The organism is Holdemania sp. (genome assembly GCF_986127675.1).
In genome coordinates, this window is the sequence record NZ_CFQZWI010000091.1 from 1 (window position 1) to 11,246 (window position 11,246).

At 49.2% G+C, this 11,246-nt stretch carries 11 protein-coding genes; 9 read left to right on the top strand and 2 right to left on the bottom strand.

The features are described from left to right. The 4 genes from AC5OW4_RS12115 to AC5OW4_RS12130 all read left to right on the top strand — a co-directional run. Window positions 1-573, top strand: a 573-nt coding sequence (locus AC5OW4_RS12115) for an AAA family ATPase (RefSeq protein ID WP_493677016.1), incomplete at its 5' end; no start/stop codon positions are given. 437 nt (window positions 574-1,010) lie between these two features. Next, window positions 1,011-2,225 (top strand): polysaccharide biosynthesis C-terminal domain-containing protein, encoded by a 1,215-nt coding sequence (locus AC5OW4_RS12120; protein WP_072684260.1) that lies wholly within the window; start codon window positions 1,011-1,013, stop codon window positions 2,223-2,225. After that, complete coding sequence (gene wecB / locus AC5OW4_RS12125) at window positions 2,222-3,409, top strand: non-hydrolyzing UDP-N-acetylglucosamine 2-epimerase (RefSeq protein ID WP_072684261.1); 1,188 nt, start codon at window positions 2,222-2,224, stop codon at window positions 3,407-3,409. Before AC5OW4_RS12120 ends, wecB begins: the two co-directional genes overlap by 4 nt. Window positions 3,410-3,523: 114 nt before the next feature. Beyond that, window positions 3,524-4,396: a GH25 family lysozyme gene (locus AC5OW4_RS12130; protein WP_072684262.1), complete on the top strand. Its 873-nt coding sequence runs from the start codon at window positions 3,524-3,526 to the stop codon at window positions 4,394-4,396. Window positions 4,397-4,426: 30 nt separating this feature from the next. Here the strand turns inward: AC5OW4_RS12130 and AC5OW4_RS12135 are convergent, their stop codons facing one another. Continuing rightward, window positions 4,427-4,681, bottom strand: a complete 255-nt coding sequence (locus AC5OW4_RS12135; RefSeq protein WP_039864335.1) for a TfoX/Sxy family protein — start codon at window positions 4,679-4,681, stop codon at window positions 4,427-4,429. 97 nt (window positions 4,682-4,778) lie between these two features. Beyond that, entirely contained in the window at window positions 4,779-5,381 is a 603-nt protein-coding gene (gene rpsD, locus AC5OW4_RS12140; RefSeq protein ID WP_072684263.1) for a 30S ribosomal protein S4, read from the bottom strand. Window positions 5,382-5,725: 344 nt separating this feature from the next. Here rpsD and AC5OW4_RS12145 point away from each other — a divergent pair, with 344 nt between their 5' ends. The 5 genes from AC5OW4_RS12145 (at window position 5,726) to AC5OW4_RS12165 (ending at window position 11,133) form a co-directional block, all read left to right on the top strand. Beyond that, entirely contained in the window at window positions 5,726-6,160 is a 435-nt protein-coding gene (locus AC5OW4_RS12145; protein ID WP_072684264.1) for a GNAT family N-acetyltransferase, read from the top strand. Between the two features lie 123 nt (window positions 6,161-6,283). Further along, window positions 6,284-8,014: a septation ring formation regulator EzrA gene (locus tag AC5OW4_RS12150; RefSeq protein ID WP_072684265.1), complete on the top strand. Its 1,731-nt coding sequence runs from the start codon at window positions 6,284-6,286 to the stop codon at window positions 8,012-8,014. Then, window positions 7,995-9,155, top strand: a complete 1,161-nt coding sequence (locus AC5OW4_RS12155; protein WP_072684266.1) for a cysteine desulfurase family protein — start codon at window positions 7,995-7,997, stop codon at window positions 9,153-9,155. The genes AC5OW4_RS12150 and AC5OW4_RS12155 overlap by 20 nt, the downstream gene beginning before the upstream one ends. Then, entirely contained in the window at window positions 9,136-10,332 is a 1,197-nt protein-coding gene (gene thiI / locus AC5OW4_RS12160) for a tRNA uracil 4-sulfurtransferase ThiI (protein WP_072684267.1), read from the top strand. The genes AC5OW4_RS12155 and thiI overlap by 20 nt, the downstream gene beginning before the upstream one ends. Before the next feature lie 156 nt (window positions 10,333-10,488). After that, entirely contained in the window at window positions 10,489-11,133 is a 645-nt protein-coding gene (locus AC5OW4_RS12165; protein ID WP_072684268.1) for a hypothetical protein, read from the top strand. The last annotated feature ends 113 nt before the right edge of the window (window positions 11,134-11,246 follow it).

Sequence of the window (11,246 nt, forward strand, 5' to 3'; positions counted from 1 at the left end):
CCGATCTTCGTGCTGCTGGACGAAGTGGAAAAGGCTCATCCGGATGTCTTCAACATCCTGCTTCAGATCCTGGACGACGGTCGGATCACCGATAACAAGGGCGTCACCGTCGACTTCAAGAATACGCTGATCATCATGACCAGCAACCTCGGCTCACAATATGCGTTCGACAGCGATAAGGAAGAACGCAACCGCCGGTATATGGACGAAGTCCATAAGTATTTCAAACCGGAATTCGTCAATCGGATCGATGAGATCATCGTCTTCAATGCCTTGAACAATGAAGTGCTGATCAAGATCGCTGATAAGTTCCTGCATGAACTGGCTGGCCGGTTAGCGAAGAAGGATATTGCGCTTGAAGTCACCGACGCGGCAAAGGCGAAGATCGTTGAGCTGGGCGTGGATCCGGTCTTCGGAGCGCGGCCGATGAAGCGGCATATCCAGAGAACGATTGAAACCTTGATTGCCCGTAAGATGATTGAACGGGGCAACGAGGGCAACTGCACGATGAAAGTGGACGTGGAGAATGGGCAATATGTTCTGCACGTGATTGAAAATCCTGAAGTGATCTAATGCAAAGAGGTCGGAGAAATCCGCCCTTTTTTGTTACTTCAAGGTGTTAGAAAGTTCTTTTTTGAATAACCGTTCATAACAGAAAATGAGTCGTTGATAATATTTTGTGAATTAATTATTTATGAGATGACATTGGAATTGGACTAGAGATTGTTAATAATTTATATCAATTTAATAATAGAAATCAGGAAATTGAAAAGAATTTATTATAATGTAGGGCTTAAACCGGTAAAAGAAAAGGGATATACCAGCGTTTTATTGGGGTGAGATTAAACGGTTTTCCTTATTGAATAGCTGATATAAATATTGGCCAGGGATATAATAAACAATAAGGTATAAAAACGAATCTTTAGACTTTTATAGAGGATGGTACAAAAATAATTCCTTGAATCCCATTTAAACAAATAGTACAATATCAACGTGATAGGCGGTGTGGAATGAACATATTAGTTACAGGCGCTAAGGGTATGGTAGGAACAGCTCTGGTTGCCAATCTGAAGAATATCAAAGAAAATAAAAATAGAACTCGGCCGGGATTGAAGGTCGATGAGATCTATGAATATGATCGGGAATCTACGGTAGAAGAATTAGAACTGTACTGTGAAAAAGCTGATTTTGTATTCCATCTGGCAGGCGTCAACCGGCCTCAGGATCCGGCTGAATTCATGTTGGGAAACTTTGGGTTTACATCGACATTGTTGGAATTATTGAAAAAACATCAGAACAACGCGACGATCATGCTGAGTTCTTCGATTCAGGCGACGCTGGCTGGAAGGTTTGGGGAATCGGAGTATGGCAAAAGTAAGAAAGCAGGCGAAGAACTGTTTTTTCAGTATGCTGAAGAAACGGGAGCCAAAGTCGCGGTGTACCGGTTTCCGAACTTAATGGGCCATAGCCGTCCTAAATACAATTCAGCGGTGTCGACGTTCTGCTGGGCTGTGGCGAATGATGAAGAGTTCACTGTGAATGACAGAAGTACAGAATTAGAATTACTTTACATTGATGATCTGATCGAAGGCATGTTTGATCTTCTGGAAGGAAAAGAACAGCACTGTGAATTTGACGGAGTAGAAACGGTTCTAAAAGAAGCCGGACGTTATTGTTGCGTGCCTGTGACGCATAAGGTTACCCTGGGCGAGATTGTCGATTTACTGGAACAATTCAAAGCGCAGCCGGAGACGTTAATGATGCCTAAAATTCCGGAAGGCTCCTTTGCGAAGAAATTGTATAGTTTATACTTAACTTATCTTCCGGCGGAGAAATTTAAGTATGAACTGAAGATGAACTGTGATGCACGCGGGAGCTTTACGGAACTCCTGCATACGCTGGACTGCGGTCAGGTCAGTATTAATATCAGTAAACCTGGCATTACAAAAGGGCAGCATTGGCATAACAGCAAATGGGAACAGTTCATTGTCGTAGCGGGTCATGGCTTAATTCAGGAACGGAATATTCATACCGGGGAACTTGTTGAATTTGAAGTGTCAGGTGAGAAGATAGAAGCCGTCTATATGATTCCCGGGTGGACGCACAACATCATCAATCTGTCAGAAACTGAAAATCTGGTTACTGTGATGACGTGCAATGAAATCTTTAACCCGGAGCAACCCGATACCTTTTTTGAAGAAGTAGGGAGGAAGGCAGCAGAATGAGTGAAATCAGAACCAATTATTCTTCTATCCATTTTCAGGATAACGGAAAACTTAAGCTTTTAATCATCGTGGGCACGCGGCCGGAAATCATCCGGCTGGCGGCGGTGATCAACAAATGCCGGAAATATTTTGATGTGGTTTTAGCCCATACGGGCCAGAACTATGACTACACGTTAAATGGGATCTTCTTTGAAAACCTGAAGATCGCGGATCCGGAAGTGTATATGGATGCGGTAGGGGACGACTTAGGCGCAACCGTAGGCAACATCATCAACTGTTCCTACAAGCTGATGAGTCAAATTCATCCGGAAGCGTTATTGATTCTGGGAGATACCAATTCCTGTTTATCTGCGATCGCCGCCAAGCGTCTGCATATTCCCATTTTCCATATGGAAGCCGGGAACCGCTGCAAAGACGAATGTCTGCCGGAAGAAACAAACCGCCGGATCGTCGATATCATTTCCGATGTCAACCTGGCGTATTCTGAGCATGCGCGAAAGTATCTGCATGAATGCGGTCTGCCGAAAGAGCGCGTCTATGTAACCGGATCGCCGATGGCGGAAGTGCTGCATCAGAATCTGAGTGAAATTGAAAGCTCGACGATTTTAGAAAAGCTGGGCTTGCAGCCGCATCGCTATATTCTGCTTTCCGCTCACCGGGAAGAGAATTTGGATACGGAAAAGAATTTCCTTTCGTTGTTTAACGCGATTAATAAAATGGCGGAAAAATATGATATGCCGATTCTGTACTCCTGTCATCCGCGTTCCCGCAATCGTTTGAAAGCGTCAGGCTTTCAGCTCGATCCGCGGGTGATTCAACATGAACCGTTAGGCTTTCATGATTACAATCACCTGCAGATGAATGCCTTTGCGGTGGTCTCGGATTCGGGCACATTACCGGAGGAAAGCAGCTTCTTTATCAGCATAGGCCATCCATTTCCGGCCGTCTGCATCCGGACATCCACGGAAAGACCGGAAGCCTTGGATAAAGCCTGCTTTGTTTTAGCAGGAATTGATGAAAAGTCGCTGCTGCAGGCAGTCGATACGGCAGTACAGATGAATCTGTCCGGGGATTACGGAATTCCGGTCCCGGATTATGTTGAAGAAAATGTAAGCACGAAAGTGGTGAAGATTATTCAGAGCTACGTGGGCGTGATCAATAAAATGGTGTGGCGGATATCGTAAAGATATTCACCGCACCTTTTTTGTTTCAACTGTTTAGGAACATGCGCCAGAGCGCCTTCTTCTCCGTGAATAAAATGGATTACCGGACAATCCGGGAAGAAAGGAGGACACAATATGAAAGTCATCGACATCAGTCAGTATGATGGAAATGTGGATTTTCGGCAGGTCCGGGCGTCTGGCGTGGAAGCGGTGATGCTGCGGTCAAGCTGGGGTCACTTCGTTGAAGACTTACGCTTTCGTGAGAATGTGCGTAAATGCAACGACGCGGGGCTGCCATACGGACTGTATCATTACAGCTATGCTTTAAACGAATCCGAGATGATGCGTGAGGCCGAAAAGTTGATCGCGCTGGCCCGGCATTTTTCTCCACGCATGCCGGTCGCAATCGACATGGAAGATGCAGACGGTTATAAAGAACGCCACGGAACACTGTATAACAAAGCGCTGAATACTGAAATCTGCCGCTACACCTGCCAGAAAATAGAAGAAGCCGGCTTCTATCCGATGGTTTACGCAAGTCTGGACTGGTTTCTTAACAAGCTGATCTTGAGCGAGCTGGACCGCTACGATCTGTGGCTGGCCCAATGGAATGTCAACGGACCGTCGCTGCCCTGCGGGATGTGGCAATATACGAGCAGCGGATCTGTGCCCGGCGTGCCCGGCCGCTGTGATCTGAATACCGCGTATAAAAACTATCCGGTGATTATCGGCGAGAACGAAGAGGGGGGACAGGATATTCAGTGGATTAATCCGTATGTTACGGTGCAGGTCGTGCACGGCGTCGGCCGCCGCAACATCTATTATGTGCGCAATGCCGTGATTTCAGGAACCGTGATCGCGGAGCTGAGCCCGGGTGAAAGCTTGCCTGTGGATTTAATCAGCGCCACGGTTCTGGAAGATGGCTACAAGTGGATTAAAGTCGATCTGGGACAAGGCGTAGTCGGCTATATGCAGGTCGATCTGGACTATCTTCGCTTTCTGATTTAAAAAGCGAATTCCGAAGAATTCGCCTGACGCTTATTTGTAGACAGAATAAAAATCTTTGAGCTCGGCCTTCTTATCGGGGCTGAGCTCGCTTTTCTTTATGCCCTGAATCGCGCCTTCCAGCGCGTACAAGCGGTGGATACAGGCGGAAGGATCGACAGCCCTAATTTTTAACCAGGCTTGCTGGGCGCCCAGCGCGATCAGCTGATCCGCGGTGGTGATTCCGACTTCGTTCAGCTGGCGTTCCAATTCTTTTCCCAGATTCGGCAGCTTTGATAATTCACCCATACGTTTGCCTTCTTTCTCTATTTTCAGTGTAGCGGAATGCCGCTTGAAAAACAAGGCGAAAATACAAAAAAAGCCTTGCTAGAAGGCTTCTTTTGACTTATCGGTTGTAGTATTCGACAACCAGTAGTTCGTTGATTTCCTGATTCAGTTCGTTCCGTTCCGGCAGGCGGACATAGGTGCCCTTTTTGTTTTCCTTATCAACGGTAACGAAAGCCGGTGTGTTCAGCGTTGCTTCCAGCGCATCGGCGATGCAGGCCATCGACTTGGACTTTTCCTTAACTTCAACCGTAGAACCCGGCTTTACCGTGAAGGAAGGGATATCGACCTTCTTGCCGTTAACCAGGATATGACCATGGTTGACTAACTGACGGGCAGCGCGGCGAGTTCTGGCGAAGCCCATGCGGTAAACGATGTTATCCAGACGGGATTCCAGCAGGCACAGGAAGTTGTGACCCTTAACGCCAGCCATCTTTTCTGCTTTCACATAAGTGTTCGCGAACTGACGTTCGTTAACGCCATACATGTTTCTGATTCTCTGCTTTTCACGCAGCTGCGTGCCGTAGTTGCTCAGCTTAATCCGCTTTGTCGGTCCGTGCTGACCTGGCGCATAAGTGCGGCGCTGCAGTTCCTCGCCTGTTTCCAGGATCGAGAAGCCCAGACGACGGGAAATTTTCCAAACTGGTCCAGTATTTCTTGCCATTTTCAATTCCTCCTTGTGTGTTTTATGGCACATAAAACAACAACAGGTACAAATCATTGACGCAGGGTGTTGGTAGACGGCAGTTTCGCTTGAAGCAGCAAGTTACTTCTGCTCTGGAAAGAATTCCAGTACCAACGCCGGTTGCGCAACTTTGTAAGCTGCTATTATTAAACGCTAGGTAAGTATAGCAGATTTCTTCGCTCCCTGTCAATCGAAAAATGAAATAAATCCCTTTAGATAAAGGCGTTTTGCAGGAATCGGAGTTGAATTGTGAGCGAGGGGCAGTTTATAATGAAAAAATGAGCGCCGCAGGGAAATTCAAACCGGCGGCAGGAGGGAAAAAGATGCAATTTACAACGATCGATCAACACAATTACCGTCAGGCCTGCTGTCTGAGCGTGACGCCGGAACAAAGCGGATATTTGAGCAGCGCGCCGATGATTTTAGCTCGCGCTTATGCGTATCGCCATCAAAACAGCGAAGTAAGTCTGATCGAGGAAGGAACAGACAAACTTGGTCTGATAATGACGCGGGAAACAGATTTGGGAACAACGGTCATTCTTGATCAATTCTTTATTGATCAGCGGTTTCAGGGCCGGGGCTATGGCCGGAAGGCGATGGAGCTGCTGCTGCAAAGCCTGCGTGAACGCCGGCTAAAACGCGTTGTTTTATGTTACCGTGAGGCAGATCAGGCCGCGGCGCGATTGTATCGGTCGTTGGGCTTTACGGAAACCGGCGAGCGGGACGATGATGAAATTCTGATGGAACTGATCCTTTAAATGATAAGAAAAGTTGGACTTTGCGGCGTTTTCCATCGGGAATAAGAAGTTGTCAAAAACTTGATTTTAACCTATGAGAGTTTGTCGCTTTATGATAAAATAAGAACTAAGAGGTGGTATGCGTTGGAGAAGGTACTGGAAATTCTGACACGAAAAGAAGTGATCATCGCCATGGTGGTCATTCTTGTTCTTTTTATAATCTGGTTCATCGTGCGAAAGGTAAAGATTAAAAACTGCAAGGCGCAGCTGTCGGAGCTGGAAGTCCGGTACAACTCGATCAAGAGCGTGCCGCTGCCGTTTAAGCTGAACAAAGCCGTGGCGATTGCTCGCGTCAATCAGGAGACGATGGCGCAGGTCACGCATTGCAAGGATGATTTTGAACTGGCGCAGGCCAATCTGAAGCAGATCGCGCAGATGCTGGCGGACACGGAAGACATGGTTCTGGTCGGTAAGCTGAAAGACGCGCGCATCAACCTGGACGATCTGGACAACATGATGGAGCTGGGCGAGGAACAGGTCCATCAGCTGGAAGCGTTCCTGGATAAAATTCTCGAAAAGGAAACAGCGCAGCGGGCGGAAGTCACGCAGATGAAGGAAGAATTCCGGACGCTGAAGCTGCAGGCGCAGGAAAAGAGCGCGCAGCTGTCGTTCTGTTGGGAGACAATAGAAAACCGGATCGCCGCGACGGAGAAAATGTTCTCGGCGTTTGAGGAGTGGATGTATGCGTCGGAGTTTGAAAAAGCTTCGGAAGAGCTGGTAGAAATCCGCGAAGCGCTGGGCGATCTGACCGATATCATTAATAACCTGCCGCAGCTGCTTCAGGAAGCGCGCGGACTGATTCCGAATTTGATCGACGAGGTTTCGCGCAGTTATTCGATGCAGAAACAAAAGGGCGTTTATCTGCACCATCTGGAAGTGCCGCGCAATCTGGAAGTGATCAGCGAGACGCTGAAAGAAGATCTGGCTGCACTGAAGCAGGGGACAGCCGTTCATATCCGGGCGCATCTGGACGAGGATAAAAAGCGGCTCAGTCAGTTGTTGGCGCAGATTGAAAAAGAAGGCCAGAGCTATGACGAAATGCGTCAGGCTGAGGAAAAAGCAGAAAAGACCGTGCTGCAGCTGAAAGAAAACAGTCAGTATGTCCGCCAGCTGATGGCGAAGGTTTCCGTGCGGTTTGGGATCGAGGATCTGAGTGATCAGATTAAACTGCGCGAGCAGCGGATCATTGAAATCGAAGATATGCGCGTCAAGATCATGCAGATGATCAAAGGCAATTCCGTTCCGGCTTCGACGATTTTGATTTCCCTGAAAGAGCTTCAGCAGGAAGCCGACGCCGTGCTGACTGAGGTCAACCAGCTGAAAGCGCGGCTGGACAGCGCCTGCAGCGACGAGGCCCGGGGGAAGAAGCAGCTGCTGAAGCTGCAGCTGATCATGAATGAGATGCAGGTCAAAATCCGCAAGAACAAACTGCCGGCGATTTCCGCCACCTATGAAGGTGATCTGGCGCGGGCTGTCGAATATGTCCGCTCGATTGAAGATCTTTTAACCGATACGCCGCTCAATGTGCAGCTGATGAACGCCACGCTCAACGACGCGATCGATTATATTTACAAGCTGTACAACAATGTGAACAACCTTGTCGCCATGGCGATCATGGTGGAGAATACGATTGTTTTCGGGAATAAATACCGTTCGACGTATCCGGATATCGACTCCGAGCTGACCCGGGCCGAGCTGTGCTTCCGCAATGGCGAATACACGCAGGCGCTGACCGTGGCGCTGGCGACGATTGAACGAATCCATCCGGGGTCGTATGAGAAGCTGATAAAGGAGAATGCGCAAAGTGCTGCCTGATAACGCGATTTATTTTGATAACGCCAGTACGACGCCGGTGCATCCGGAAGTCCGCAAACTGGTCAACTCGCTGTTGGAAACATCGTTCGCCAACAGCGAATCTTTGTATGATGAAGGGATGGAAATTTCCCGCCTGATGGAAAAAAGCCGCACGCAGATTGCTTCTCTTCTGAAAGTGCAGCCGCATGAAATTATTTTTACCAGCGGCGCCAGCGAGGCCAACAACATGGCGATCAAGGGCGCGGCGTTTGCCGCGATGGGCAGGAAAAACCATCTGATAACGACGAAGGTCGAACATTCCAGTGTCGCCAACGCGATGCGCCAGCTGGAAGAGGTGTTCGGGTTTGACGTGACCTGGCTGGACGTCGACGAACGCGGCGTAGTCCGTCTGGATCAACTTGAGCAGGCGCTGAGCGAGAAAACGGCGTTGGTTTCGATCATGGCGGTCAATAATGAAGTCGGCAGCGTCATGCCGCTGGAAGCCATTAAAAAGATCGTCCGGAAAAACAGCCACGCTTTGCTTCATATCGACTGTGTTCAGGCGCTGAAGCGAATTGATCTGGATCTGAGCCAGGTCGATCTGGCAAGCTTTTCCGCGCATAAGATTGAGGGCTTGAAGGGCAGCGGCTTTTTGATGAAGAAGCAGCATGTGAATCTGGTGCCGATCATCAGCGGCGGTCAGCAGGAACAGGGACTGCGCGGCGGCACGGCCAATTCCATTGCCGACATCGCGCTGGCCAAAACTTTGCGTTTGGCTCTGGAAGAACAGACGCAGTACCGGATGGTGACCCGTCAGCTGAATCGGCGGATGCGCGAAGGGCTGGCCCAGCTGCCTGAGATTGAAATTAACAGTCCGGACGACGGCGTCAGCGCAATTTTAAATTTCTCATGCAAAACGATCCCGTCGGAAGTCATGATGAACGCGCTTAACAGCCGGAATATCTGCGTTTCCGCGCAGAGCACCTGTTCCAGCAAGTCCAAAACGCCATCCCATGTCCTCAAGGCGATGGGGATGAGCGATAAGCGGGCACTGTCAAGCATCCGCTGCAGTTTTTCCAGCCGCAACACGCCGGAAGAAGTCGATCGATTTCTGCGGGAACTGAAGGAGATATTACATAAATATGGAACCCATTCACTATGATCACATTTTAGTCCGTTATGGCGAATTGTCGACCAAGGGTAAAAACCGTAAGGATTTTATCAAAAAGCTGACCGACAACATCCGCGCCTCGTTAAGCGCTTATGACAAATTGACGTATGAGCGGACCTTTGACCGCTTATATATTCACCTGCATGGAACGGAACCGGAGGAAATCTGCGCGATTCTGAAGGAAATCTTCGGCCTGAGTTCATTTTCCCTCTGCCTGAAAATCCGTTCTGGTCTCGACGCGATGGTGGAAACCGGCTATCAGGTGGCGATGGAACGCGGCCAGGGGACCTTTAAGGTCGAAACCCGCCGTCATGATAAGAAATTCCCGATGGTCAGCGATCAGATCAATCGTGCCGTCGCGACGAAAATCTTGAAGGAAAGCGAAATGAAGGTCGACGTCCACCACCCGGATCTGCGGATCGGGATTGAGGTCCGCGAGGAATTTACTTATGTGATGGCCGATACCGTCAAAGGCGCCGGCGGCTATCCGGTCGGCATGGGCGGCAAAGCACTGCTGATGCTTTCCGGCGGCATCGATTCGCCGGTCGCCGGCTACCTGACGATGAAGCGGGGCGTGGAGATCGAATGCATTCACTATGCCTCCCCGCCGTATACCTCCAGCAGCGCTCAGAAAAAAGTGTTGGACTTAGCCGGGATCATCTCGAAATACCAGGGCAGCATCAAGGTGCATATCATTCCATTTACCGATCTGCAGCTGGCGATTTACAAGCATTGCGACGAAAGCTACGCGATCACGATCATGCGCCGGATGATGTATCGGATTGCCGAGCGGGTCGCGCAGAAATACAAATGCCTGGCGATCGTCAACGGTGAAAGCATCGGGCAGGTCGCTTCGCAGACGCTGGAAAGTATGCAGACGATCAATCATGTCATCGACATGCCGGTAATCCGGCCGGTCGTCACCTACGATAAGCTGGAAATCATCGACGTGGCCCGCCGCATCAACACCTATGAAACGTCGATTCTGCCATTTGAAGACTGCTGCACGATCTTTACCCCGAAGAATCCGGTGACCAAGCCGCATCCGGAAAAAGCGGAAAAGATGGAAGCCGGCTGGGATTTTGAAGCCTTGATCGACGAGTGCATTGAGAAAATGGAAACCGTCGTCGTCACACCCGCAACGCCGCAGGAAGACGACCTGTTTTAAACAAAATAGATATAAATGAAGCATAAGCTTTCTAATTCAGCCGGGGGAGTCGTGAAGGACCCCGGCTTTTTCCATTTCTTCCCAAGCGTTCGTTTTGATTTCACCTGAATGTCTTCTGACAAAGACAGCCATACTGTTATTGAGGTGAGAAAAATGATGGATTATCGTAAACGCGAGTATCAGTGTCCTTCCCGGAAAAGCCAGAACGATTACAAGTATGAGATGGCTTACGAGTTGGGCGCCGATTACCAGGAAGCCCTGGTCGAACGCAAAAGCGAGTATCTTCAAAATGTGAAGCAAAAAGAAATTTGCAAGCATGCCACCGAATTTGGACAGGAGATGGAAATCATGAACAATCAGAACAACCAGTACAGCCAGAACAACAACGACCGTCAGCATCAGTCTGACCGCCAGCACAACCAGGAAAACAGCCGTCAGAACAACCAGTACCGCTCTGAATTCTCGCAGGAAAATCAGTTCCAGCAGAACAACAACGATCGTCAGCACCAGTCCGATCGTCAGAACAACCAGAGCAACAGCCGTGAGAACAACCAGTACCGTTCTGAATTCTCGCAGGAAAACCAGTTCCAGCAGAACAACGACCGTCAGCATCAATCCGATCGTCAGCGCCAGTCTGACCGTCAGAACAATCAGGAAAACAGCCGTCAGAACAACGAATACCGCTCTGAATTCTCGCAGGAAAACGAGTTCCAGCAGAACAATGACCGTCAGCACCAGTCTGATCGTCAGCGCCAGTCTGACCGTCAGAACAACCAGAGCAATCGTCAGAACAACAAATAACGACCGATCTCAACGTGATCAGTCCAGAAAGGAGCGGGAAACCGTTCCTTTTCTGTTTGTGTGCCGGGCATGGCATACATCTAGTTGGTGAAAATCCAACCACGGGTATTTAC